At 62.0% G+C, this 25,803-nt stretch carries 23 protein-coding genes; 7 read left to right on the top strand and 16 right to left on the bottom strand.

All coding sequences use genetic code 11. The annotated features are described in order from the left end of the window. Positions 1-86 precede the first annotated feature (86 nt). On the bottom strand, positions 87-668 hold the full coding sequence (locus PQT43_RS03145) for an acyl carrier protein phosphodiesterase (RefSeq protein ID WP_267269499.1): 582 nt from the start codon (positions 666-668) through the stop codon (positions 87-89). Between the two features lie 153 nt (positions 669-821). On the opposite strand from PQT43_RS03145, the gene PQT43_RS03140 reads away from it, so the two are divergent. From PQT43_RS03140 to PQT43_RS03130, 3 genes are read left to right on the top strand one after another with little or no spacing between them, the layout of a single operon-like run. Further along, positions 822-1,124 carry an ArsR/SmtB family transcription factor gene (locus PQT43_RS03140; protein WP_016965050.1) on the top strand — a complete coding sequence of 101 codons (303 nt, stop codon included), beginning with the start codon at positions 822-824 and terminating at the stop codon, positions 1,122-1,124. Between the two features lie 18 nt (positions 1,125-1,142). Beyond that, complete coding sequence (locus PQT43_RS03135; RefSeq protein WP_272753484.1) at positions 1,143-2,309, top strand: MFS transporter; 1,167 nt, start codon at positions 1,143-1,145, stop codon at positions 2,307-2,309. Between the two features lie 33 nt (positions 2,310-2,342). Beyond that, on the top strand, positions 2,343-3,392 hold the full coding sequence (locus PQT43_RS03130) for an alkene reductase (RefSeq protein ID WP_267269497.1): 1,050 nt from the start codon (positions 2,343-2,345) through the stop codon (positions 3,390-3,392). 64 nt (positions 3,393-3,456) lie between these two features. On the opposite strand, the gene PQT43_RS03125 is transcribed toward PQT43_RS03130, so the two are convergent. Together PQT43_RS03125 and emhR are read right to left on the bottom strand one after the other, a co-directional pair. After that, on the bottom strand, positions 3,457-4,341 hold the full coding sequence (locus PQT43_RS03125; protein ID WP_102878650.1) for a DMT family transporter: 885 nt from the start codon (positions 4,339-4,341) through the stop codon (positions 3,457-3,459). 162 nt (positions 4,342-4,503) lie between these two features. Further along, positions 4,504-5,136 (bottom strand): efflux system transcriptional repressor EmhR, encoded by a 633-nt coding sequence (emhR, locus tag PQT43_RS03120; RefSeq protein ID WP_102861509.1) that lies wholly within the window; start codon positions 5,134-5,136, stop codon positions 4,504-4,506. 265 nt (positions 5,137-5,401) lie between these two features. Between emhR and emhA the strand changes: the two genes are divergently transcribed. Genes emhA through adeC form a run of 3 tightly spaced genes read left to right on the top strand, consistent with a single transcriptional unit; the run spans position 5,402 to position 11,163 of the window. Continuing rightward, on the top strand, positions 5,402-6,559 hold the full coding sequence (gene emhA / locus PQT43_RS03115) for an efflux RND transporter periplasmic adaptor subunit EmhA (protein WP_102861508.1): 1,158 nt from the start codon (positions 5,402-5,404) through the stop codon (positions 6,557-6,559). Between the two features lie 3 nt (positions 6,560-6,562). Beyond that, a complete protein-coding gene (locus PQT43_RS03110; RefSeq protein WP_102861507.1) occupies positions 6,563-9,706 on the top strand; it encodes an efflux RND transporter permease subunit in 3,144 nt (1,047 codons plus the stop codon). After that, positions 9,703-11,163, top strand: a complete 1,461-nt coding sequence (gene adeC, locus PQT43_RS03105; protein ID WP_267269496.1) for an AdeC/AdeK/OprM family multidrug efflux complex outer membrane factor — start codon at positions 9,703-9,705, stop codon at positions 11,161-11,163. The genes PQT43_RS03110 and adeC overlap by 4 nt, the downstream gene beginning before the upstream one ends. Positions 11,164-11,372: 209 nt before the next feature. Here adeC and PQT43_RS03100 read toward each other — a convergent pair whose 3' ends face one another. From PQT43_RS03100 to PQT43_RS03085, 4 genes are all read right to left on the bottom strand, one after another. After that, positions 11,373-13,319 (bottom strand): multinuclear nonheme iron-dependent oxidase, encoded by a 1,947-nt coding sequence (locus PQT43_RS03100; RefSeq protein WP_267269495.1) that lies wholly within the window; start codon positions 13,317-13,319, stop codon positions 11,373-11,375. A 15-nt stretch (positions 13,320-13,334) separates the two neighbouring features. Then, positions 13,335-14,495, bottom strand: coding sequence for an aKG-HExxH-type peptide beta-hydroxylase (locus PQT43_RS03095; RefSeq protein ID WP_102878647.1), 1,161 nt, complete (start codon positions 14,493-14,495; stop codon positions 13,335-13,337). Positions 14,496-14,515: 20 nt separating this feature from the next. Continuing rightward, a complete protein-coding gene (locus PQT43_RS03090; RefSeq protein WP_267269494.1) occupies positions 14,516-14,986 on the bottom strand; it encodes a GNAT family N-acetyltransferase in 471 nt (156 codons plus the stop codon). Between the two features lie 93 nt (positions 14,987-15,079). Beyond that, positions 15,080-15,337, bottom strand: a complete 258-nt coding sequence (locus PQT43_RS03085; protein WP_102861503.1) for an Os1348 family RiPP precursor — start codon at positions 15,335-15,337, stop codon at positions 15,080-15,082. Positions 15,338-15,959: 622 nt separating this feature from the next. Between PQT43_RS03085 and PQT43_RS03080 the strand changes: the two genes are divergently transcribed. After that, positions 15,960-17,222: an OprD family porin gene (locus PQT43_RS03080; protein ID WP_170002632.1), complete on the top strand. Its 1,263-nt coding sequence runs from the start codon at positions 15,960-15,962 to the stop codon at positions 17,220-17,222. A gap of 69 nt (positions 17,223-17,291) precedes the next feature. On the opposite strand, the gene pcaC is transcribed toward PQT43_RS03080, so the two are convergent. The 9 genes from pcaC to PQT43_RS03035 form a co-directional block, all read right to left on the bottom strand. Continuing rightward, positions 17,292-17,684, bottom strand: a complete 393-nt coding sequence (pcaC, locus tag PQT43_RS03075; RefSeq protein WP_102861501.1) for a 4-carboxymuconolactone decarboxylase — start codon at positions 17,682-17,684, stop codon at positions 17,292-17,294. Between the two features lie 22 nt (positions 17,685-17,706). Next, on the bottom strand, positions 17,707-18,495 hold the full coding sequence (gene pcaD, locus PQT43_RS03070) for a 3-oxoadipate enol-lactonase (RefSeq protein ID WP_253083859.1): 789 nt from the start codon (positions 18,493-18,495) through the stop codon (positions 17,707-17,709). 11 nt (positions 18,496-18,506) lie between these two features. Continuing rightward, complete coding sequence (locus PQT43_RS03065) at positions 18,507-19,871, bottom strand: 3-carboxy-cis,cis-muconate cycloisomerase (RefSeq protein ID WP_272753483.1); 1,365 nt, start codon at positions 19,869-19,871, stop codon at positions 18,507-18,509. Between the two features lie 48 nt (positions 19,872-19,919). After that, positions 19,920-21,215: an MFS family transporter gene (locus PQT43_RS03060; protein WP_102878644.1), complete on the bottom strand. Its 1,296-nt coding sequence runs from the start codon at positions 21,213-21,215 to the stop codon at positions 19,920-19,922. A 251-nt stretch (positions 21,216-21,466) separates the two neighbouring features. Next, complete coding sequence (gene pcaG, locus PQT43_RS03055) at positions 21,467-22,033, bottom strand: protocatechuate 3,4-dioxygenase subunit alpha (protein WP_102861497.1); 567 nt, start codon at positions 22,031-22,033, stop codon at positions 21,467-21,469. Between the two features lies 1 nt (position 22,034). Further along, on the bottom strand, positions 22,035-22,739 hold the full coding sequence (pcaH, locus tag PQT43_RS03050; protein ID WP_272753482.1) for a protocatechuate 3,4-dioxygenase subunit beta: 705 nt from the start codon (positions 22,737-22,739) through the stop codon (positions 22,035-22,037). A gap of 37 nt (positions 22,740-22,776) precedes the next feature. Beyond that, positions 22,777-23,982, bottom strand: a complete 1,206-nt coding sequence (gene pcaF / locus PQT43_RS03045) for a 3-oxoadipyl-CoA thiolase (protein WP_180988530.1) — start codon at positions 23,980-23,982, stop codon at positions 22,777-22,779. Beyond that, positions 23,979-24,758: a CoA-transferase subunit beta gene (locus tag PQT43_RS03040; RefSeq protein ID WP_102861494.1), complete on the bottom strand. Its 780-nt coding sequence runs from the start codon at positions 24,756-24,758 to the stop codon at positions 23,979-23,981. The genes pcaF and PQT43_RS03040 overlap by 4 nt, the downstream gene beginning before the upstream one ends. Then, positions 24,758-25,615, bottom strand: coding sequence for a CoA transferase subunit A (locus tag PQT43_RS03035; RefSeq protein WP_102861493.1), 858 nt, complete (start codon positions 25,613-25,615; stop codon positions 24,758-24,760). Before PQT43_RS03035 ends, PQT43_RS03040 begins: the two co-directional genes overlap by 1 nt. Between the last annotated feature and the right edge of the window lie 188 nt (positions 25,616-25,803).

Genomic DNA, 25,803 nt, shown 5'->3' with positions numbered 1-25,803 from the left:
GCTTGCCGGCGAAAAGGCCTTCAAGCCTGGCGTCATTCATGAAGGCGCCTTCGCTGGCAAGCCAGCTTCTACCGGAGGAACGTTCGTCAGGGCAACTGGGTTTGCTGCGCGGCGAATGCCTGCAACTGCGGGTAGAAGGCACGGAAATCTTCGCTCAAGGGCTGATACAGCCGCTCCAGCTCGATCATCGCTGCAGTCAATTCCTCTGGCCGTGACAGGCGTCGGGCAATGCCCCGCAAGACCTGCTCCAACACCGCGAAATCCCGATAGGAACCCAGCCAGTCATCCGCCGCCATGTACGGCGCAATCTGTGCCAGGCGCGCCGGCAGTTGCGGCTCGGCCGCCAGCACCCGGTACACCTCGGCGGTGAACAGCGGCAAGGGACGATCGGCGTAATGAGCCCAGTCACGGGCCAGGCAGTGGTCGAAGAACACGTCGATGACGATGCCGGCATAGCGCCGCCGGGTCAGGGAGAAACGCGACAGTGCCGCCGTCACCAGAGGATGGCTGTCGGTGTAGGTATCGATGCGCCGATGCAGCTGGATCGCCGCCTCGACCTCGGGGGCAAACTGCCCTTGCAGGCGGCCTTTGACGAAATCGCCATACAGGCTGCCGAGTAATTGACCCGGACGCTGGCCGCCAAGGTGTAGATGTGCGAGATAATTCATTCGCGCAGCTTAGCACCGCGCCCAAAATATCGTTATAACCCGATATACCGATAAGTGATGATTTAAGATCAAAATCATATTGGTATATCGCGAAATAACGATTTAAATTTCGCCTCATCGCGATACAACGTTTTATGGAAAACGAGCACCGCCATGTCCCTCGACCTCGACGAAATAATAAAAGCCCTGGCACATCCGGTTCGCAGGGAAATCCTGCACTGGCTGAAAGACCCGACAGTCGAATTTCCCGATCAGGCTCACAGCAATGAGCACGGCGTCTGTGCCGGACAGATCGATCAACGCTGCGGCCTGTCGCAGTCGACCGTGTCCGCCCACCTCGCCACGTTGCAACGCGCAGGCCTGATCAGCAGCCGGAAAGTCGGCCAATGGCATTTTTTCAAACGCAATGAGGAAGTCATCCAGCAGTTCCTCACGCAAATGAGCCAACAGCTCTGATCTGACAAGGACCCGACAATGCCCCTTTCACTCATCATCCTGGCCTTGAGTGCCTTCGCCATCGGCACCACCGAGTTCGTCATCATGGGGCTTTTGCCCGATGTGGCGGCGGACCTCGGGGTGTCGATTCCCGGTGCTGGCTGGCTGGTGACCGGCTACGCCCTGGGCGTGGCCATCGGCGCGCCGTTCATGGCCCTGGCCACCGCACGGCTGCCGCGCAAGGCAGCCCTGGTAGCACTGATGGGGATCTTCATTGTCGGCAACCTGCTGTGTGCACTGGCCAGTGATTACAACGTGCTGATGTTCGCCCGGATAATCACGGCGCTGTGCCACGGTGCCTTCTTCGGAATCGGTTCAGTGGTGGCTGCCGGCCTGGTGCCCGCCAACAAGCGCGCCTCGGCCGTGGCCCTGATGTTCACCGGCCTGACCCTGGCCAACGTACTCGGCGTGCCCCTGGGTACTGCCCTGGGCCAGGCAGCCGGCTGGCGTTCGACCTTCTGGGCGGTGACGGTCATCGGTGTGGTGGCGCTGATCGGCCTGCTGCGCTTTTTGCCGGCCAAGCGCGATGAGGAAAAACTCGATATGCGCGCGGAACTGGCGGCCCTCAAGGGCGCGGGGATCTGGCTATCCCTGAGCATGACCGCACTGTTCGCCGCGTCGATGTTCACCCTCTTCACCTACGTTGCGCCGCTGCTCGGCGATGTCACCGGCGTCTCGCCCCGGGGCGTGACCTGGACCCTGCTGCTGATCGGCCTGGGCCTGACCCTGGGCAACATCATCGGCGGCAAGCTGGCGGACAAGCGCCTGGGCGCCACCCTGATCGGCGTGTTCGCGGCCATGGCCGTGGTCTCCACCGTACTGACCTGGACCAGCGTGGCGTTGATTCCCACCGAGATCACTCTGTTCCTCTGGGCCACCGCTTCGTTTGCTGCGGTGCCGGCCTTGCAGGTCAATGTGGTGACCTTCGGCAAAGCCGCACCCAACCTGGTTTCGACCCTGAACATCGGCGCTTTCAACATCGGCAACGCCCTGGGCGCCTGGGTCGGCGGCAGCGTCATCGCCCACGGTTTCGGCCTGACCAGCGTACCCCTGGCGGCGGCGGCCCTGGCGATCCTGGCCTTGCTGGTGACGCTGATTACCTTCCGCCAGGGCGGCAACGCCGAACTGGCTGCTGCAACCCACTGATCCGTTCCTTTCCTATATAGAAGGCTGTATTCCATGACCACTCTCTTTGATCCGATCAAGATCGGCGACCTCGAGCTGTCCAACCGCATCATCATGGCCCCACTGACCCGCTGCCGCGCCGACGCCGGCCGCGTGCCCAATGCGCTGATGGCCGAGTACTACGTGCAACGGGCCTCCGCTGGCCTGATCCTCAGCGAGGCCACCTCGGTGACCCCAATGGGGGTGGGCTACCCGGACACCCCCGGCATCTGGTCCAACGACCAGGTGCGTGGCTGGGCCAATGTAACCAAGGCCGTGCACGGCGCTGGCGGCAAGATCTTCCTGCAGCTGTGGCACGTGGGGCGGATTTCCCACCCGTCCTACCTGGACGGTGAAACGCCAGTGGCGCCAAGCGCCATCCAGCCCAAGGGCCATGTCAGCCTGGTGCGTCCACTGGCCGACTACCCAACCCCGCGAGCCCTGGAAACCGCTGAGATCGCCGACATCGTCGACGCTTACCGGGTCGGTGCGGAAAACGCCAAGGCCGCCGGTTTCGACGGTGTGGAAATCCACGGCGCCAACGGTTACCTGCTGGATCAGTTCCTGCAAAGCAGCACCAACCAGCGTACCGACCAGTACGGCGGTTCTCTGGAGAACCGTGCCCGCCTGCTGCTGGAAGTCACCGACGCCGCCATCGAGATCTGGGGCGCTGGCCGAGTGGGCGTGCACCTGGCACCCCGTGCCGACTCCCATGACATGGGCGACGACAACCTGGCAGAGACGTTCACCTACGTAGCCCGCGAGCTGGGCAAACGCGGCATCGCCTTTATCTGCTCCCGCGAGAAAGAAGGCGCCGACAGCCTGGGCCCGCAGTTGAAAGCGGCTTTCGGTGGCCCCTACATCGCCAACGAGCGCTTCACCAAGGACAGTGCCAATGCCTGGCTGGCCGCCGGCAAGGCTGATGCCGTCGCGTTCGGTGTACCTTTCATCGCCAACCCAGACCTGCCGGCCCGCTTGAAGGCCGATGCTCCCTTGAATGAGGCGCATCCGGAAACCTTCTACGGCAAGGGCCCGGTGGGCTACATCGACTACCCGACGCTGTAAGCCTGCCTCTGAAAATAGAAAGCCCCGACTCTCGCGAGCCGGGGCTTTTCTTTGAGTGCCAGGATTAACGCTTGCGTTGAGTCCAGGCCACCGCCAGCCCGCTCAGGCAGATCACCGCAATTCCGATAAGGCCGTAGCGGTCCGGGGTGTGGTCGAAGATCAGGTAGCCATAAAGGCCAGCGAACAGTATCTGTCCGTAGCTGAAAGGCGCCAGCATCGCCGGGGCGGCATGACGGAAGGCCTGGGTCAGCAGCATATGGCCAAGCATGCCGCAGGTGCCGAGGCCGATCATGAACAGGCCGTGGACAAAGCTTGGCGTGCTCCAGAAAAACGGCAACAACGCGCTCATGATCAGGCTGTTGAAGATCCCGGTCAGGAAGTTGCTGGTGGTCGGGCTGTCGATGCCGCTGAGCTTGCGGGTGAGCAACTGATAAAAGCCGAAGCACAGCGCCGACCCCAGGGGCAGCAGGATCGCCGGAGTGAAGAGAACGCCACCAGGGCGCACCACGATCAGCACCCCGACGAAGCCCGCGAGCACCGCCAGCCATTGCCCGCGGCTGACCCGCTCGCCCAGGAACGGCACAGACAAGGCCGTGACCAGCAAGGGCGCAAGAAAGTTGACCGCGGTAGCTTCCGCCAGGGGGATATAGCGCAGGCCAGTGGTGAACAGCAGGCTGGTGCCGATCAGGCACAAGGCCCGGAGCAGTTGCAGGCCGGGACGCTTGGTTCGTACCACCGCGGAAAAACCGCTGCGAGGGACGAACACCACCAGCATCATCAAGGTATGAACCACGTAACGAGCCCAGACCACCATGACGATGGGGTAAAAGGCCGAGAGATATTTGGACAGCGTGTCGTGACTGGCGAAGAGCAGAACCGCCAGGCAAATCAGGGCGATCCCCTTGATTGGCTGTTCTGCGCCTTTGAACGGTGAAGGGTTCACACTCATTCACACACCCGCAACAAAATCACTACAAAATACGTAGCTCGCTATCTATCAAGATGCAGCCAGCCCGTATATAAAAGCACCCCATCGCGATCCGGCGAACGCGGTAATGAATCTCCCTCGCCGTAAATCTTGACATAACTGGACTCAATTACGCATTTTGTCTTAATGACGCAGGTTCGGGCTCAAGCGCAGCATGTCCAGCCCGATGTCGATCCAGCGCTCTGCCTCGGTGTGCAGAGCGAAGCTGTCAGGGGCCAGCAGCCATTGATAAAGGATGCCATCGATAAAGGCCCGCATGCTGATAGCCGCTCGCATAGTGTCGAGGTTTTCGGGCAATTGCCCACGATTCACTGCATTGGTCAGCGCCAACTCGATACGCAGGTTGCAGTCCAGGCTGGCGGCACGACGCTGGCGACGCAGGTCGCACATTTCATCGGTGAATTCGCACTTATGAAACAGAATTTCATTAATGCGTCGGGTTTTCGGGTCCAGGGCAACTTGATGAAACAAATGAATGAGCAACTTGCGCATCCAGCCCAACGGATCCATTTCATCTACATTTTCACTGGCGGCAGCCATCTCATCCAAGGGTTCACGCAGGCTGTCGAGCATGGCCTGTACCAGATCGGCCTTATTGCTGAAGTGCCAATAGATGGCACCCCGAGTCACCCCTGCCAGCGCCGCGATATCGGCCAGGGTGGTACGCGCCACGCCACGCTCGTAAAAGGCCTTTTCGGCGGCCTCGAGTATCTGGCTGCGAGTTTCTTGAGCTTCCTCTTTGGTACGACGGACCATGGCAGTAAAACCTCGATCAGGATCTTTCAGCGATGCGTGAAGACCTTCTGAATAAATATGGAACGGCATCTCGAGTGCCGTTTGCCCAACCTACAATTCAACACCTACAGGGGCTTTTGTAACCGGATGGGTACGCCGCCAGGGTATTTACAAACAACCATGAACGTAAGTATATTCCTTAGCAAGCTACTAATCCACTCAGCCAACTCTTTTTACCCTTCCACTTTTCTTGTGCGCATCTTGCGTGCCTGACCCGAGGATCTTCATGCAACTCAAGCCAGCTGTTACCGCTCTGGTCACTGCCGTCGCCCTGGCATCGCTGCTCAGCGGATGTAAAAAGGAAGAGGCGGCGCCAGCCCCTCAAGCCCCTCAGGTCGGCGTCGTTACCCTGCAACCACAAGCCTTTACCTTGACTTCCGAACTCCCGGGCCGGACCACCGCTTTCCGCATCGCCGAAGTTCGCCCACAGGTAAACGGGATCATTCTCAAGCGTCTGTTCAAAGAAGGCGGAGATGTTAAGGAAGGTCAGCAGCTTTATCAGATCGATCCATCGGTCTATGAGGCAACGCTGAAGAGCGCCGAGGCCAATCTGCAATCGACCAAGTCAATTGCAGATCGCTACAAGCAATTGGTCGATGAGCAGGCCGTGAGCCGCCAGGAATACGACACCGCCGTGGCCAACCGTCTGCAATCGGAAGCCTCCCTGCAAAGTGCCCAGATCAACCTGCGCTTCACCAAAGTGCTGTCGCCCTTGACCGGCCGCATTGGCCGCTCCTCGGTGACCGAAGGCGCCCTGGTCAGCAACGGCCAGGCCAATGCCATGGCGGTGATCCAGCAGTTGGACCCGATCTACGTCGACGTCACCCAGTCCTCGGTTGAGCTGCTGGAATTGCGCCGCGAGCTGGAAAGCGGTCGCCTGCAGAAAGTCGGCGACAACGCCGCCAAGGTCAAACTGACTCTGGAAGACGGCAGCCAGTACAAGCTCGACGGCAAGCTGGAGTTCTCCGAAGTCTCGGTGGATGAAACCACCGGCTCGGTGACCCTGCGCGCCGTGTTCCCCAACCCCCAGCACACCCTGTTGCCGGGCATGTTCGTCCACGCCCAGCTGCAAGCTGGGGTGAACAGTGCGGCGATCCTGGCCCCACAACAAGGCGTGACCCGCGACCTGAAAGGCACCCCGACCGCCCTGGTGGTTGGCCCGGACAACAAGGTCGAGCTGCGCCAGCTCAAGGCCAGCCGCACCGTCGGTAGCCAGTGGCTGGTGGAAGATGGCCTGAAAGCTGGTGATCGGTTGATCACCGAAGGCCTGCAATTCGTCAAGCCAGGCATTGAAGTCAAGGCCAGCGAAGCGACCAATGTAGCAACCAAGAACCCGGCCCCTGCACAGGCAACTGACAAAGCTGCAGGCGGCAAAGGGGAGTAAACCATGTCGAAATTTTTTATCGACCGTCCGATTTTCGCCTGGGTAATTGCCCTGGTGATCATGTTGGTCGGGGCTCTATCGATCCTCAAATTGCCGATCAACCAGTACCCGAGCATCGCCCCTCCGGCGATTGCGATCTCCGTGACCTACCCAGGCGCTTCTGCACAGACCGTGCAGGACACCGTGGTCCAGGTGATCGAGCAGCAGCTCAACGGTATCGACAACCTGCGTTACGTGTCCTCGGAAAGTAACTCCGACGGCAGCATGACCATCACCGCCACCTTCGAGCAGGGCACCAACTCGGACACCGCGCAGGTCCAGGTACAGAACAAGCTCAACCTGGCCACCCCGCTGCTGCCGCAAGAAGTGCAGCAACAGGGTATCCGCGTAACCAAGGCAGTGAAGAACTTCCTGCTGGTGATCGGCGTGGTTTCCGAGGACGGCAGCATGTCCAAGGACGACCTGTCGAACTACATCGTGTCGAACATGCAGGACCCGATCTCGCGGACCGCGGGTGTGGGTGACTTCCAGGTGTTCGGTGCCCAGTACGCCATGCGGATCTGGCTCGACCCGGCCAAGCTGAACAACTTCAACCTGACCCCGGTGGACGTGAAGACCGCGGTTGCCGCGCAGAACGTCCAGGTGTCCTCCGGCCAGCTCGGTGGCCTGCCCGCCCTGCCCGGCCAGCAGCTGAACGCCACCATCATCGGCAAGACTCGCCTGCAGACGGCCGAGCAGTTCAAGGCAATCCTGCTCAAGGTCAACAAGGACGGTTCGCAAGTACGCCTGGGTGATGTTGCCGATGTAGCGCTGGGCGGCGAGAACTACGCCATCAGCGCCCAGTTCAACGGCAAGCCGGCTTCCGGTCTGGCGGTGAAACTGGCCAACGGCGCCAACGCCCTGGACACCGCCAAGGCGCTGCGCAAGACCATCAGCGACCTGGAACCCTTCTTCCCGCAAGGCATGAAGGTGGTGTTCCCGTACGACACCACGCCAGTGGTGACCGAATCCATCAAGGGTGTGGTTGAAACCCTGGTGGAAGCGATTGTCCTGGTGTTCCTGGTGATGTTCCTGTTCCTGCAGAACTTCCGCGCCACGGTGATCACCACCATGACGGTGCCGGTGGTACTGCTGGGGACCTTCGGCATCCTTGCGGCGGCCGGCTTCAGCATCAACACCCTGACCATGTTCGGCATGGTACTGGCCATCGGCTTGCTGGTGGACGACGCCATCGTCGTGGTGGAAAACGTCGAACGGGTGATGCACGAGGAAGGTCTGTCACCCAAGGAAGCGACGAAGAAATCCATGGGCCAGATCCAGGGCGCCCTGGTGGGTATCGCCCTGGTGCTGTCCGCGGTACTGCTGCCGATGGCCTTCTTCAGCGGCTCCACGGGCGTGATCTACAAACAGTTCTCGATCACCGTGGTGTCGGCCATGGCCCTGTCGGTGCTGGTGGCCCTGATCTTCACCCCGGCCCTGTGCGCCACCATGCTCAAGCCTGTGGTTGCGGGGCAGAATCACGAGAAGCGCGGCTTCTTCGGCTGGTTCAACCGCACCTTCGATCGCAGCGTGAAAAGCTACGAGCGCGGCGTCGGCAACATGCTGCGCCACAAGGTCCCGTACCTGCTGGCCTACGTATTGATCGTCCTGGGCATGATCTGGCTGTTCACCCGCATCCCGACCGCGTTCCTGCCGGAAGAAGACCAGGGCGTTCTGTTCGCCCAGGTACAGACCCCAGCCGGCTCCAGTGCCGAACGGACCCAAGTGGTGGTGGACGAGATGCGCGCCTACCTGCTGGACAAGGAAAAGGACACCGTGGCCTCGGTGTTCACCGTGAACGGCTTCAACTTCGCCGGTCGCGGCCAGAGCTCGGGCATGGCCTTCATCATGCTCAAGCCCTGGGGCGAGCGCTCCGCAGAAAACAGCGTGTTCAACCTGGCGGCCCGCGCCCAGCAGCACTTCTTCAGCTTCCGTGACGCGATGGTGTTCGCCTTCGCCCCTCCGGCGGTACTGGAGTTGGGTAACGCCACCGGTTTCGACGTGTTCCTCCAGGACCGCGCCGGTATCGGCCACGAGAAACTCATGGCGGCACGCAACCAGTTCCTCGGCATGGCCGCCCAGAGCAAGGTGCTGTCCCAGGTGCGTCCGAACGGCCTGAACGATGAACCGCAGTACCAGTTGACCATCGATGACGAGCGCGCCAGTGCCTTGGGCGTGACCCTCACCGACATCAACAACACCCTGTCGATTGCCCTGGGCAGTAGCTACGTCAACGACTTCATCGACCGCGGTCGAGTGAAGAAGGTCTACATCCAGGGTCAGGCCGGTGCTCGCATGAGCCCTGAAGACCTGAAGAAGTGGTACGTACGCAACAGCGCCGGGACCATGGTGCCGTTCTCCGCCTTCGCCAAGGGCGAGTGGATCTACGGTTCGCCGAAACTGGCCCGTTACAACGGCGTGGAAGCCATGGAAGTCCTCGGTGCTCCAGCCCCTGGCTACAGTACCGGTGAGGCCATGGCCGAAGTCGAAGCCATTGCCGCCAAGCTGCCGCCGGGTGTGGGCATTTCCTGGACTGGTCTGTCCTACGAGGAACGCCTGTCGGGTTCCCAGGCCCCAGCGCTGTACGCCTTGTCCCTGCTGATGGTGTTCCTGTGTCTGGCAGCCCTGTATGAAAGCTGGTCGATTCCGATCGCGGTCATGCTGGTGGTGCCTCTGGGGATCATCGGTGCACTGATGGCCACCAGCCTGCGAGGTCTGTCCAACGACGTGTACTTCCAGGTGGGGCTGTTGGTGACCATCGGCCTGGCGGCGAAAAACGCCATTCTGATCGTCGAGTTCGCCAAGGAACTGCACGAGCAGGGCCGCTCCCTGGTGGACGCGGCGGTGGAAGCCTGCCGCATGCGTCTGCGGCCGATCATCATGACCTCCCTGGCCTTCGTCCTCGGGGTTGTGCCACTGGCCATCTCCACCGGCGCCGGCTCGGGCAGCCAGCATGCGATCGGTACCGGGGTGATTGGCGGTATGCTCACCGCGACGATCCTGGCGATCTTCTGGGTGCCATTGTTCTTCGTCACCGTGTCGTCCATGGGCCGCAGGAAAGCGGACCAATCAGAAACTACTGCAACTGCTAATGAGGCTGGCCAATGAGCAAGTCGCTACTCTCCCTGGCAATCACCGCCATCGCGCTAAGTGGTTGCTCGCTGATACCGGATTATCAGCAACCGCAGGCGCCGGTGGCGGTGCAATTCCCCCAAGGTCCTGCCTACTCGCCCAAGGAGGCCGCCAACGTGGCGGCCGCCGAACAGGGCTGGCGGCAATTCTTCCATGACCCGGCGTTGCAGCAGCTGATCCAGACTGCACTGGAAAACAATCGCGACCTCAAAGTCGCGGCGCTGAACATCGATGCCTACGCCGCGCAGTACCAGATCCAGCGGGCTGACCTGTTCCCTGCGGTTTCGGCCAACGCCAGCGGTAGCCGCCAGCGTACTCCAGCACGCATGTCGCAGACCGGCGAAGCCGGGATCACCAGCCAGTACTCGGCCACCGTGGGCGTCAGCGCCTATGAGCTGGACCTGTTCGGCCGGGTACGCAGCCTGAGCGAACAAGCCCTGCAGACCTACTTCTCCAGCGAAGAGGCCCGGCGCAGCACCCAGATCAGCCTGGTGGCCAGCGTGGCCAATGCCTACATGACCTGGCAGGCCGACAAGGAACTGCTGAAACTGACCCAGGACACCCTCGGTGCCTACGAGGAAAGCTACCGGCTGACCTCCCGCAGCAACGAAGTAGGCGTGGCCTCGGCACTGGACCTGAGCCAGGCGCGAACCTCGGTGGAAAACGCCCGGGTTCAACTGGCCCGTTACACCCGCCAGGTGGCCCAGGATGAAAACAGCCTGACGCTGCTGCTGGGCACGGCGATTCCGAGCAATCTTCCGGCGGCCCAGCCGCTGTCGGCCAATCTGTTGAGCGAGCTGCCGGCCGGCCTGCCGTCGGAACTGCTGCAACGGCGTCCGGACATCCTCGAAGCCGAGTACAAGCTCAAAGCAGCCAACGCCAATATAGGCGCGGCGCGGGCGGCGTTCTTCCCGAGCATCAGCCTGACGGCCAACGCCGGCACCTTGAGCCCGGACCTTTCCGGGCTGTTCAAGGGCGGTTCGGGAACCTGGCTGTTCCAGCCGCAGATCAATCTGCCAATCTTCAACGCCGGCAGCCTGCGGGCCAGCCTGGACTACTCGAAGATCCAGAAAGACATCAGCGTCGCGCAGTACGAGAAGTCCATCCAGACCGCCTTCCAGGAAGTCTCCGATGGCTTGGCCGCACGCCAGACCTACAACCAGCAGTTGCAGGCCCAGCGTGACTTCGTCAACGCCAACCAGGACTACTACCGCCTGGCCGAGCGTCGCTATCGCATCGGGGTCGACAGCAACCTGACCTTCCTCGACGCCCAGCGCTCGCTGTTCAGTGCCCAGCAGGCCTTGATCACCGATCGCCTGTCGCAGTTGACCAGCGAGGTCAACCTGTACAAGGCACTCGGCGGCGGCTGGAGCGAACAGACCGCGAAGAACGAGCCACTGGCTGAAAAGGCCCCGGCGCTGCACCTGTTCTGAAGCACAGTCTGTCTGTATGAAAAACCCACTTGACCAGGCTGTGTGAAAACGTTGCGAGTGAAGGCAAGACAAGGCAAAAACAGGCGAGGAAGCGGAGTTTAGGGGCCTAAATGAGCATTCCGAGCCTGTTTTTAACGCAGTATTGCCAAACGCAGTAGTTTTCACACAGCCTGTGACGGTGGGTTTTTTATGCCTCCCGCGCCCTCCCCTCAGCCGCCGGCACCATTGAGCAGGAACACCGGCTCGCGCAGGTAATCCAGGCCCAGTCGGGTTTCGAAGGTCTCGTCGCGCAAGGCTGCCGTGGTGCAGCTCTTGAGCCCCAGCGCCGTGGCCACCAAGGCGAAGCTCTGGCTCAGGTGGCCGCAGTCCATCAAGGCCACGCGCAAGGCCCGGCTGCCCGGGTATTTCCAGGCCAGGCGCTCAAGCCGCGCGGTGGACAGAAACACCACGGCGGCCTTGCTGATCCAGTCCTGCTCGCCACAGGCTGCGCCAATCCACGCCCTGGGGTCCTCTCGCGACAGCAGTTCAAGCCCGTGCCGACGCACCGAATAGTGGTACAACCCCGCCTCGAAGCCCTGCACATTGAGCAGGATCGGATAGACCTCGATGGCATGCAGAGAGCCGCCGGAGGCCGAGGTTTTCTTCAGGAAGAAGTCGCCCATGGGGTTGCGGCGCATCTGGGTAGCGCCCCAGGTGTAATACAGCAGCAGGGACAACTGCCGGGCGCTCAAGGGCGAACCGTCGAAGGTCCGGCAAGTCTCGCGATCGCTCAAGGTATCCACCAGGCCCTGCTGACCCAACGCCGGTGCAGATGCCAACAGAGGATTGTCCAGGGCAAGGAACGGGTGTGAAAAGTAGTCCTTGAACGCCGATGGCTGACGCTGCTGCAACGCCTTGCCAGCCAGCTGTTCTTCCATCTGAGCCACACTGATGTAGGGCGTAGCGGTTTGAGTGCGAGTCCCCAGGTAGAAATCCAGGGCGTCCTGCCAATGGGCCCAGATATCGCCGGCGTCCTCGGGCTCGGCAAGGCCCTGGGACTGCCCGGGCTGCAACAGGCCCAACTCAATCAGCTCCTGGAGTACCGCCAGGCTCTCGCCCTGCAACGCGCCGGGTAGCAAGAGGGCGCTGTCCAGGGTCCGCGGGCAGAGAAAATGCCGTACCAGCGGCAAAAACTCCGTCGACAACTCCAGGTCCAGGCCGCGCCGGCGATCGCGCAGGGAAAAGGCCTGATGGGCGAAACCGAGCCAGGTCCCCGGCCGCAGTTCGAACAAGCTCTGGCCATCCACCGCGCCAACCGTCGGGGCCGGCGCGCTGGCAACAGGCGCGGCCTGCCAGAACAGAGGTTCGGGCCGCAGGGCCTTGATCTCCTTGATCAGCGCCGACAACTGCGGGTCCTCGGCTCGATCGGCAATGTCCCACTCGATGGTGACCGCCTTGAGCGGCGCACACTGCAAGAGTTGGCGCAATATGTCCCAGTCCCGGCGCGGATCGCCGATATGCACCTCAATCAGACGTTGCAGCGGCAATGAGCGCAGGTAATCGCGCAAGTCGTAGCCCAGGGCCCTGGCCGTGCTGATGGCGCTGTCCAGGTCCAGAAGAAAGCCACTGTCACTGCGTTCGACCACACTGCAAATGAACCCGCCTTCGGAGAGTTCCTGGCCAATGTCCATGGAAAACAGCCGGGGGGCGTTCTCCAGCACCAGGGGGGTCCGGGTGAAGGCCTGCAGCTCGATGGCATTGGCCACCACCGTATCGGCCACTTCACGGGCCAGGCTCGGCAGAATGAAATGCTGGGTATCACCCCCCTGAAACCGTGACCAGGAAATATGCTCGGCCAGCCAGGGGGATGAGGTTCGGTCGCACAGACGACGGGTCATGCGCAAAAACTCCCGGTCCATCTCAATGCCGACGCTGCCCAGGGACAGGCTGGAAGAATGCAGCAGCACCGGCACCCGTCCGCCCAGCTCGTTCAGCCGCGGCTGCAGAATGCAGTGGGTGGGCTGGAACTCCAGGTAATCGAAGTACGGCAGCCCTTCATCCAGAATCCGCTCGATGGTGGGATCAAGCCCTGCTGAGCCGGCCCCGGCGCCATGTGGCAAATGGTATTCCAGCCCCACCCCGGCTTCGGGGAAACGCGAAGAATCGAAGTTTTGCATGTCCGCCTCCCTGGCTCAGGCCGTCAGGTGCAGGGGCGCGGCAACGGTGCTGGCACCCTCGCCCCGACTCAGCAACCCGGCATGACGACGCTCCAGCCGATGCACTTCCTGCATCAGGTTGCCCAGCAGTTCCCGCCCTTGCGCGGTGAAACCCGGTGCGGTTTCAAAATCCGCCAGCGCCTTGCTCAAGCCCCGCAGGATAAACAGCATGCGCTGCTCGGCCCGGCGCATTTCCTCTGCCGGACGGGCCTGGACCCGCTCCAGGTACTTGACCAGGGCGATGTAGACGTAGAAGGCGTGGAAGTAGCCATACAAGTCCCGCTGCTGCCCCGACCAGGGCAAGGAATACAGGGCCTCTTTGGAGGCATGAGGCTCCACCACCGCAGCGACTTCGACGATGTTGTACAGCAGCTGGTGGGTCGCTTCATGCACCAGCGACTCTTCCATGTCGAGTATCGAGTTGTCCCGGCTCGACAGCAGGATCACCCCGGTATAACGGGACGCCGAGCAACTGCGAAAACTGCCGTCGGGCAAATAGCACACGGCCTTGACCAGCACTTGCCACTGTTCATGACAGGCCGGCCAGGTGTGCTTGATCCGCAGTAGGGCAAGCTGCATGACGTCCTTGAAAAAGGCTTTGGAATAACCCGCCCGCTCCAGCTGACGCCGGGTTTGCTCATCTGGCGGATAGTCATAACTGGGCGGCGTGACCTGGGTGATCAGCGGGTCGACATCGAATCGATAAACCGGCGGGTATTGCTCATCGACCTGTGCATCCTGCGAAGCTTCGATCCGTTGCAGTACTTGCGCAAACTCCAGCAGCCTGGCTTTAACTTCAGCATCATCCAGCGTCGTTCCGGTCAACAGATAGTTAACATCACGAAACGTCAGAATGTTCCAGATCTGAAACACTGGATGGGCGATAAGTTTGGCGCGAACACTGGGTGGAGACAGAATAATATCCAGCGCCTGTTTAAAAAAAAGATTCAACGCAGAATCGGCAGCAAACAACTTTGACAGCTCGGCATATAACGCGACAAACATCGTATAACGATTCTTTTCGACTTGCTCCTGTAACTTTAAAAAACGTTCCGGCTCGCTGTCCGGGAGAAAAGTAGTGCCCTGAAATAGCTCATCAATGGAAAGTTCTGGTTGCTGACTGTTAACACTGTCCATGGTTCAACCTTCCCTTAAGGTCACGGCAAGGGCTTGCTCATCGTCAGGCTGGCGACTTCATAGCCCAGCAGTTCATAAAGACGACGCGCCCCTTGGTTGCGCCCGAAGACATGCAAACGCATCTCGTCACACCCCCACTCACGCGCCGCCGACTCACCGGCCAGCAGCGTCTGCCTGGCGTAACCCCGGCGACGTTCGATCGGTTCGATATAAAGATCGAGGATGAAGGCAATCCGTCGAGAGCCCACCTGGCGCTCGGCGATCCACAACTCGCCCACCGCCCGTCCCGCACACAGCGCCCGCCACAAGTGATTGTGCGTACTCAGACGCCCCTGCGGCAGCAACTGGCGGAACACCTCTGCCGCCTGGAGCGACGCCTGCTCAGGCAACCATTCCCCGGCCGCCACCATGCCGGTGGCGTATTCATCCAGGGCTCGCTGGGCGAAACGACTGAAGTCGGCTTCCTGCATCGACACCAGGGTGATGGACACGGACAGGCACTCCACGATGACCTTGAATCCCGGTTCCGGTGCGCCGCACTGATGAAAACTTGAGCGCGGCACACCGGACTGCACACGCCTGGCTCAGTCCATGCGCGCCTGTTGCTGTTGAGTGTCAAAGATTGCCGCGACACCAATTTTGTCGCGAATCGCCGAACCGGCGCTGGTCAGTTTTGCCGTATCGATACTTTTCACTGCACCCACTTCGGTAACACTCAGGTGCACACCGATACCTTTGGCCGCTGCTTCTGGGTCCTTTTGCAACTGTGCGGCGAACTCCTTATCCAGAAGTGCGCGACCGACTACCGACGCCAAGCGTTCCTGATTGACTCTCGTACTCATGGTATTTCTCCTTGTATATTCACAACACGATAAAAAGCCCTCTCCCGACGAAACTTTAAACTTATCCTTGTCCGCCTTGAGGAACTTCAATATAGCAAGGCAAACCTGCTTTTCCAGCGAGCACAAACCTTTCACTTAAACCTTTTTACGATAATCGATAACACCGAATATCAAGTTTAACTGGCGATTAGCCCTATATCCTTTTATATAAGAACAACATCCAACAACAAGGATTTACTACTAAAGCGATAAGTCCTTTTTATTAACTAATTGATGCCGCCCGCAGCGTCATGGAAATAGCGCAACTTCCAGCATTGATCGATCAGCGAGGACAACCTCAGGATTCATCAGGGATATATCCCCTGGCGCCCCACCACACCCGGCCCGATAACTGTTCGTTTATCGCCCAGAACCCGCATTCGCCAATTGATCGGCCCTGATCCGCGACGCACCATTCCCGGCACCCGAACACACCAATAACAACAGGTTCGATGCCATGCCCTCACGTCCTGCCCGCTCCGGCTGATCCTGCAAGCGCCACCTCCCACACCTTGAAAGCTGTCCGCATGGGCTTTTTGCGGCAGTGGATCGTTGCACCCCTAACAATTAGAGAGACCGACGAATGAAGCCAATCACCCCGCCGCAACACCTTCTGCCCAGCCTTCTGGCCCTGGCGCTGACCAGCGCCGCCCTGCCGGTCATGGCCGCAGAGTCGGGCTTTCTCGAAGATGCCCAGGCCAACCTGAACCTGCGCAACTTCTACATCAACCGCAACTTCACCAACCCGAGCAAGGTCCAGGGCAAGGCTGAAGAGTGGACCCAGAGCTTCATCCTCGACGCCAAGTCAGGATTCACCCAGGGCACGGTAGGCTTCGGCATGGATGTATTGGGCCTGTACTCGCTGAAGCTCGACGGTGGCAAGGGCACCGGCGGCACCCAGCTGCTGCCCCTGGACCACGACGGGCGCCCGGCGGACAACTTCGGGCGCCTGGGAGTGGCCTTCAAGGCCCGGCTGTCGCAGACCGAGGTCAAGGTTGGCGAATGGATGCCGGTGCTGCCGATCCTGCGTTCGGATGACGGTCGCTCGCTGCCGCAAACCTTCCGCGGCGGCCAGATCACCTCGAAGGAAATCGCCGGCCTGACCCTCTACGGCGGTCAGTTCCGTGGCAACAGCCCACGCGACGACAGCAGCATGAGCGACATGACGATGTTCGGCAAAGCGGCCTTCACCTCGGATCGCTTCAACTTCCAGGGGGCCGAATACGCCTTCAATGACAAGCGCACCCAGATCGGCCTGTGGAATGCCGAGCTCAAGGACATCTACAGCCAGAAGTTCGTTAACCTGATCCACACCCAGCCGCTGGGCGACTGGACCCTGGGGGCCAACCTGGGCTTCTTCTACGGCAAGGAAGACGGCAGCGCCCGGGCCGGCGATCTGGAAAACCGCACCTGGTCCGGCCTGTTCTCGGCCAAATACGGCGGCAACACCTTCTACGTCGGCCTGCAGAAGCTCACTGGCGACAGCGGCTGGATGCGGGTCAATGGCACCAGCGGCGGGACCCTGGCCAACGACAGCTACAACGCCAGCTACGACAACGCCAAGGAAAAATCCTGGCAACTGCGCCATGACTACAACTTCGCCGCCCTGGGCGTGCCTGGTTTGACCCTGATGAACCGCTACATCAGCGGCAGCAACGTGCACACCACCACCGTCAGCGATGGCAAGGAATGGGGCCGGGAAAGCGAGCTTGGGTACACGGTGCAGAGCGGCACCTTGAAGAACCTCAACCTGAAATGGCGCAACTCCACCATGCGCCGTGATTTCAGCAACAACGAGTTCGACGAGAACCGCCTGATCGTCAGCTATCCGCTGAGCCTGCTGTAACCGCGCAACGCGCAACAAAAAGGCCAGCCCGGTGATCGGGCTGGCCTTTTTGTTGGGCCATGGAACGGGTTACACACGCGATTCGGTGCCCAGTTCGTCCCACACCGATTCGGCCAGGTGGAAGGTGGCATTGGCTGCCGGGATGCCGCAGTAGATCGCGCTCTGCATGATCACTTCCTTGATCTCGGCTCGGCTCACGCCGTTGTTGGCAGCAGCCCGCAGGTGCAGCTTGAGTTCTTCGTTGCGGTTCATGCCGATCAGCATGGCAATGGTGATCAAGCTGCGGGTATGCCGCGGCAGGCCCGGACGGGTCCAGATATCACCCCAGGCATGGCGGGTGATCATTTCCTGGAACTCCGAGTTGAACTCGTTCAGGGCATTCAGGCTGCGGTCCACATGGGCGTCGCCCAGTACGGCGCGGCGGACCTGCATGCCTTCGTCATAACGTTGTTTCTCGTCCACAAAGGGCTCCTTGAATCCGGGGTCAGGCCAGCAGGAATTCCACGACACGGTCGCTGAACGCGTCACCGGCCTGGACGTTGGACAGATGCGCGGCATAGAACTCGGCGTACTCGGCGCCGGCCACGTGCTGCTGGATGAAGTGACTGCCAGAAGGCGGCGTCACCGCGTCTTCGCTGCCGGCAATCACCAGGGTCGGCACCTTGATCGCTGCCAGTTGCTCACGGAAATCCGCATCCCGCACCGCTGCGCAGTTGGCGGCATAACCCTGGGGCGAGGTGGCGGCGAGCATGTCGGTGATCAGTTTGGCCTGATCAGGACGCGCGGCGGCAAAGTCCTCGGTGAACCAGCGGGCAATGGAGGCATCGCGTAGCGCCACCATGGCGGTCTGGCCGTCACGCAGCACGGTCTCGATCCGTGGGTTCCAGATGGACGGGTCGCCGATCTTCGCCGCGGTGTTGCACACCACCAGCTTGTGCAGACGCTCGCCGGCATTGATCCCCAGCCACTGGCCGATCAGGCCGCCCATGGACAGACCGCAGAAATGCGCCCGGCGGATATCCAGGGCATCCAGCAGTGCCAGCACATCCTGGCCCAGTTGCTGGATGCTGTAAGGCCCCTCGGTCACCAGCGAACGGCCATGGCCGCGAGTGTCCATGCGCAACACCCGAAAGTGCCGGGTGAACGCCGCGATCTGCTTGTCCCACATGTGCAGATCGGTGCCCAGGGAGTTGGACAGCACCAGTACCGGCGCGCCCTCTGGTCCTTCGAGTTGATAGTGCAGATCGCCCTCGGCGAGTTTCACGAATCCCACAGCAGTCTCCTTCAGGCCTTCAAGGCAAAATGTTCAGCCACGGCGCGCTCGACCCAGGCCTGGGCCTGACCGAGGTAGTGCGCCGGGTCCATCAGACGATCCAGCTCTGGCGCCGACAGCTCGGCGCTGACCTGGGCATCGTCCGCCAATACCTCGCGCAGATGGCGTCGTTCAGCCACCGCACGCTTGCAGCATTGTTCCAACAGGTGATGGGCCGTCTCCCGCCCCAGGCGCTGGGCCAGTTCAATGCTCACCGCTTCCGCCAGAACCAGGCCCTGGGTCAGGTCAAGGTTGCGCGCCATGCGTGCGCTGTCGACCTCCAGGCCCTCGGCGACCAGCAAGGCTTGTTGCAGGGCTCCGGACACTAGGCAGCAGATCTCCGGCAGGGTTTCCCATTCGGCGTGCCACAGGCCGAGGCTGCGCTCGTGCTCCTGGGGCATGGCGGCAAACATCGTCGCCAAGAGGCCCGGAACCCGGGTCGCGGCGCTGATCAATACCGCCGCACCCACCGGATTGCGCTTGTGCGGCATGGTGGACGAACCGCCCTTGCCCGGCGCCGAAGGCTCGAAGACTTCCGCCGCCTCGGTCTGCATCAACAGGCTGATATCCCGCCCCAGCTTGCCCAGGCTGCCGGCCAGCAGGCCCAGCACCGAGGCGAACTCCACCAGACGGTCGCGCTGGGTGTGCCAGGGCTGTTCCGGCAGGCTCAGTTGCAGTTCTTGCGCCAGGGCCTGGGCAATCGGCAGGGCCTGTTCGCCCAGGGCCGCCAGGGTTCCGGAGGCACCGCCGAACTGCAGCACCAGCAGACGCGGCTTGAGTTGCTGCAGCCGTTCGCGGCTGCGGGTCACGGCCCCCAGCCAACCGGCGATCTTCATGCCCAGGGTCACCGGCGTGGCATGTTGCAGCCAGGTACGGCCGGCCAGGGGCGTGTCGGCATAGCGCTGGGCCTGGGCCGCGAGTATGCCGCCCAGGCGGTTCAGGTCCCCCTCCAGCAAGTCCACGGCGCGGCGCAATTGCAGCACCAGCCCACTGTCCATCACGTCCTGGCTGGTGGCGCCCAGGTGCACATAACGCTCGGCCTCGGCATCGGTCCGGGCGGTCTGCTTGCCCAGGGCTTTGACCAGAGGAATCGCCGAATTGCCGGCCGTGGCGATCGCTTCACCCAGGGCCTGGAAGTCATAGAGATGGGCGTGGCAAGCCGCCTCGATGGGGGCAACCGCCGCGCTTGGAATCAACCCGGTGCGCGCCTCGGCCCGGGCCAGGGCAGCCTCGAAGTCGAGCATGGCCTGGACCCGTCCCTGGTCACAGAACACCCCACGCATTTCCCGGGCAGTAAAGTAGGCATCGAACAACTGGTTGCTCGCAGGTAAGGTCATAAACAGTCCTTGGTGCGCCTGTGCCCTGGGCGGGCACAGGCGTACGGGTCAAAGGTCATGGTGCAAGTATGCAGCCTGTTTCGGCAGACGCAGGCTGAACAGGAAAGCAATCGCCATCATCGCCGTGACATACCAGTAGAAGGTGTTTTCCATGCCCATGTTCTTGAAGTTCAGGGCCACCCATTCTGCCGAGCCACCGAAGATCGCATTGGCCACCGCATAAGCCAAGCCTACCCCCAGCGCCCGCACTTGTGGCGGGAACATCTCCGCCTTCACCAGACCGCTGATGGAGGTGTAGAAACTGACGATGGCCAGGGCCAGGGTGATCAGTACAAAGGCCAGGAACGGACTGGTGACGGTCTTGAGGGTCATCAGGATCGGCACCGTGAACAGGGTGCCCAGGGCGCCGAACCAGAGCATCGAGTTACGCCGGCCAATCCTGTCCGCGAGCATTCCGAACAGCGGCTGCATGCACATATAAAGGAACAGCGCGCCGGTCATGATGTAGCTGGCGGTCTTGGCGTGCATGCCCGCGGTGTTCACCAGGTACTTCTGCATGTAGGTGGTGAAGGTGTAGAAAATCAGCGAGCCGCCAGCGGTGTAGCCCAGCACGGTGATAAAGGCCGCCGAGTGATGCTTGAACAGCGCGGCGATGCTGCCGGCGTCCTTGTTCTCACGCATTTCCTTGCTGGTGGTTTCCTTCAGCGAACGCCGCAGCAGCAACGAGATCACCGCCGCGATGGCGCCGATCACGAAGGGAATGCGCCAACCCCAGGCCTTGAGCTCGGCCTCATCGAGGAACTGCTGGAGGATCACCACCACCGACACCGCCAGCAGTTGTCCGCCGATCAGGGTCACGTATTGGAAGGACGCGAAGAAACCGCGCTGGCCCTTGAGCGCCACTTCACTCATGTAGGTGGCGGTGGTGCCGTACTCACCGCCCACCGACAAGCCCTGGAACAGGCGCGCCACCAGCAGCAGGAACGGCGCCCAGGCACCGATGCTGGCGTAGGTTGGCAGGAAGGCGATGACCAGGGAGCCGGCGCACATCATCAGCACCGAGATCATCATCGAGTTCTTGCGCCCATGACGATCGGCAACCCGGCCGAACAGCCAGCCGCCGATGGGACGCATCAGGAACCCCGCAGCGAATACCCCGGCCGTGTTGAGCAGTTGCACGGTGGGATCGTCAGAGGGGAAGAAAGCCGGAGCGAAGTAGATGGCACAAAAGGCATAGACGTAGAAGTCGAACCACTCCACCAGGTTGCCGGAGGACGCACCGACAATGGCAAAGATCCTTTTGCTGCGCTCCTCTGCGGTGTAGTGACTTGTCGTTGTAGTCATGGTTTTTCACTCATGGGGGACAGTGCGAATCTAGACACACTTTGCAACAATCCCGTTCCCTACGGGACGTGGGCTCTGTGGTTCTGCCCTGTAGCCGCTGCCGAGCCACGGCGAGGCTGCGAAAGGCCGGGCCGCGTTCGGTACGCAGGGCCTTGCTCGGCAATCTCTCGCCAAACTCGCCGCAACCTTGAGAACCCCGCGCCCCTTCGGGTCGTTCGCAGCCTGCGGCTGCGGCTACACAGTGCTCCGGCTCAGTAGTCGAAGAACACGGTTTCGGCGTCGGTGCCCTGGAGGATCACGTTCCACTGATAGCGGCCCTCGGCATCGGACTTGGCCAGCAAGGTGCTGCGGCGTTCCTCGGGTACACAGGCCAGCAAGGGGTCAGTGGCATTGGCCGGTTCACCCTCGAAATAGATCCGGGTCAGCAAGTGCTTGACCAGGCCCCGAGCGAACACCAGCACCACCAGGTGCGGCGCCTGGGTCGTGCCCTTCAGACCCGGCACCGCGCCCGGCTTGATGGTGGTGAAGCGGAAGCGCCCTTCGCCATCCACCGGGACCCGGCCAAAACCCTGGAAGCTCGGGTCCAGAGGTTTGTCCTGGTCGTCCTCGCAGTGGCGGTACTTGCCGGCAGCGTTGGCTTGCCAGACTTCCAGCATGGCGTCGTTGACGAAGTTGCCGTTGCCGTCCACCACCTGGCCGGTGATTGCCACTCGCTCGCCCAGGGTGCCTTCCTCGGTCAGGTCTTCGCGGTTCAGCCAGGTCAGGCCGATGTGGTAGTAGGGGCCGACGGTGTGGGAGGTAGTCGCGGTCAGGCTCATGTTATTTCTCCATCGGCGTGGCATCGCGGCCGCGCAGGACGATGTCCCAACGGTAACCGAGGGCGTAGGAAGGAATGGTTTTCTCCAGGTCGAAGCGGGCGATCAAGCGTTCCTTGGCACGGGTGTCCGGCACGCAGTTGTAGATCGGGTCATATTCCAGCAGCGGGTCCCCGGGGAAATACATCTGGGTCACCAGACGGGTGAGGATGCTCGGGCCGCACAGCGAAAAATGGATATGCGCCGGACGCCAGGCATTGTGGTGGTTGCCCCAGGGGTAGGCGCCGGGCTTGATGGTCTGGAACTGATACCAGCCCTCTGCATCGGTGACGGTACGCCCGGTGCCGGTGAAGTTCGGGTCCAGGGGCGCGTCGTGCAGGTCGCGGTCGTGGTTGTAGCGACCGGCGGCGTTGGCCTGCCAGATCTCCACCAGGATGCCCGGCACCGGCAGGCCGTTCTCGTCCAGCACCCGGCCGTGGATGATGATCCGCTCGCCCTGGGGCTGGCCTTGGTGCTGGGCTGTCAGGTCGTTGTCCCGCTCCTGGATCGACTCGGCGCCGATGCTCGGGCCGGTGATTTCCGACAGCGAATGGGGCAGGAACACCAGCGGCTTGGACGGCGAGCGGGTGTTGGTCGACTGGTAGGCCGGGTGCAGGTAATCAGGCTGAGTACCCGCTTGCGGGCGCCGGTAACCGGGCTTGTCACTCATGGTGCTTCCTCGTTCTCTTCTTATATAGGGCAGGCATTCAAACCCGCTCGATGGCCAGTGCCAGCCCTTGGCCGACGCCCACGCACATGGTCGCCAGGCCTTTTTTACCGCCGCTCTTTTCCAGCTGATGCAGGGCTGTCAGCACCAGGCGCGCGCCGCTCATGCCCAAGGGGTGACCCAGGGCAATGGCGCCGCCATTGGGATTGACCTGCGGCGCATCGTCGGCAAGACCCAGCTCCCGCAGTACCGCCAAACCCTGGCTGGCGAAAGCTTCATTGAGTTCGATCACATCGAAATCGCTGACGGCCACACCCAGGCGCTCGATCAGTTTGCGCACCGCCGGCACCGGGCCGATGCCCATCACTCGTGGCGCCACACCGGCGCTGGCCATGCCCAGCACTCGCGCACGTGGAGTCAGGCCGTGTTTCTTGACCGCCTCGGCCGACGCCAGGATCAGTGCGGCAGCGCCGTCGTTGACTCCGGACGCGTTGCCGGCGGTGACGGTCTTGTCCGGGCCGTTGACCGGCTTGAGTTTGCCCAGGGCTTCCAGGGTCGTGTCGGCCCGTGGATGTTCGTCCTGTTCCACCACGCTCTCGCCCTTCTTGTGGGCAATGCGCACCGGGACGATTTCCTCGGCGAAGAAACCGGCGGCCTGGGCCGCGGCGGTGCGCTGCTGGCTGCGCAGGGCGAAGGCGTCCTGGTCAGCGCGGGACACTTTATAGTCGTCGGCCACGTTGTCGGCGGTCTGGGGCATGGCATCCACACCGTACTGGGCTTTCATCAACGGGTTGATGAAACGCCAGCCGATGGTGGTGTCTTCCAGCTTCATGTTGCGCGAAAAGGCGGCATCGGCCTTGCCCATGACAAAGGGCGCACGGGACATGGACTCGACGCCGCCGGCAATCGCCAGTTCCATCTCGCCACTGGCAATGGCGCGGAAGGCGGTGCCGATGGCATCCATGCCCGAGGCGCAGAGGCGGTTGAGGGTGACGCCCGGCACGCTGTCCGGCAGGCCCGCCAGCAGCAGCGCCATGCGCGCCACGTTGCGGTTGTCTTCACCGGCCTGGTTGGCGCAGCCGAGGAATACCTCGTCCACGGCAGTCCAGTCCACCGTCGGGTTGCGCTCCATCAGCGCCTTGATCGGCACCGCCGCCAAGTCGTCGGCGCGCACCGCCGACAGGCCGCCGCCAAAGCGGCCGATGGGGGTACGAATGGCATCACAGATGAATACGTCGCGCATCAGGCTTCTCCAGGTGCTTGGCCGTGGGCCGCAGCGGTGCGTGCTTCCAGCTCACGCAGGGCGGTCAGTTCGACTTCAGTAGGCGCGGCCGTCTCGGCCACATGCTCGGCAAAACGGATCGCCCAACCGGTAGCGGCCACCACCTGCTCGCGGGTCACCCCCGGGTGCAGGGAAGTGACGACGAATTCGTGGGTACCAGCTTCCGGTTCCATGATGCACAGGTCGGTGATGATCCCCACCGGCCCGGCGCCGGGCAGGCCCAGACGCTTGCGCGAGTCGCCGCCCTCGCCGTGACCGACGGAGGTGATGAAGTCCAGCTTGTCGACAAAGGAACGGGAAGACTGCTTGAGAATGATCAGCACGCTTTTCGCCGAACCGGCGATCTCCGGAGCACCGCCGGCCCCCGGCAGGCGCACCTTGGGCCGGTGGTAATCACCCACCACTGTGGTGTTGATGTTGCCGAAGCGGTCGACCTGGGCCGCGCCGAGGAACCCCACATCGATGCGCCCGCCTTGCAGCCAGTAGCGGAAAATCTCTCCGGTGGGGACTACGGTGTCGGCAGTTTCCGCCAGTTCACCGTCACCGATGGACAGCGGCAGCACGCTGGGCTTGGCACCAATCGGGCCGGATTCGTAGATCAGCACCACGTCCGGCGACGAGGTCAGGCGCGCCAGGTTGGCGGCCTTGGACGGCAGGCCGATGCCGACGAAGCATACCGAACCGTTCTGCAGGCGACGGGCCGCGGCCACGGTCATCATTTCATTGGTGGAGTAGGTCATTACTGGGCCTCCGAAGCTGCGGCCAGCTTGGCCTGGAATTCGCTGAAGTCGGCACTGCCGTGGATGTATTCGTTGATCCACGCGGTGAAGGTCTCACGGTCGCGGGCGATCGGGTCCCAGGCCTGGTAGAAGCGGTTGTCGCGCTCGGAATAACCATGGGCGTAGGACGGATGGGCGCCGCCGGGCACATGGCACACCGCGCTCAGGGCCCAGGTCGGCAGCACGCAGGCGTTCATCGGCGCATTCAGGTCGTCGACGATTTCCTCGACGGTAACGATGCAGCGCTTGGCGGCCAGGGCGGCCTCTTTCTGCACCCCAAGGATGCCCCACAGCAGGACGTTGCCCTTGCGATCGGCTTTCTGCGCGTGAATCACCGTCACGTCGGGACGCACCGAAGGCACTGCCGCCAGCACTTCACCGGTGAAGGGACAGGTCACGGTCTTGATCAGTGGGTTGACCTTGGGCAGATCGGAGCCGGCATAGGCCCGCAGCACCGCGAATGGCAGGCCGGAGGCCCCGGCCACATAGGCGTTGGCCAGGTCGGCGTGGCTGTGCTCTTCAATTTCCAGGGGCTGTGGCCACTGCTTTTCCACGGCGTCGCGCAGACGATGCAGGGAGCCGACACCCGGGTTGCCGCCCCAGGAGAAAATCAGCTTGCGAGCGCAACCGGCACCGATCAACTGGTCGTAGATCAGGTCAGGCGTCATCCGTACCAGGGTCAGGTCTTTCTTGCCCTGGCGGATGATTTCATGACCTGCGGCCGTAGGAATCAGGTGGGTGAAGCCTTCGAGTGCGACGGTGTCACCGTCGTTGACGAATTGCTTCACCGCGTCGTGCAGCGAAAGGATTTCAGCCATGGATGGGGTCTCCCGATTGTTATTCAGCGACTGGAGAAAAAGGCGCTCTAGGCGCGCCGCAGTGACTGAAGATTAAGCCGGAGCAATACCCCAAACAATCCGATAATCGACTGAGTGTTCGATTATCGAACGGATTGTTGCAGGGCTATCGATTCTTCGCCCTGCACTCAATCCTGGCCTTTATTGCC

The organism is Pseudomonas sp. BLCC-B112, from assembly GCF_028550695.1.
Lineage (GTDB): Bacteria > Pseudomonadota > Gammaproteobacteria > Pseudomonadales > Pseudomonadaceae > Aquipseudomonas > Aquipseudomonas danubii.
Note: the sequence above shows the minus strand (reverse complement) of the source record. Positions and strands in the feature narration are given on the sequence as shown.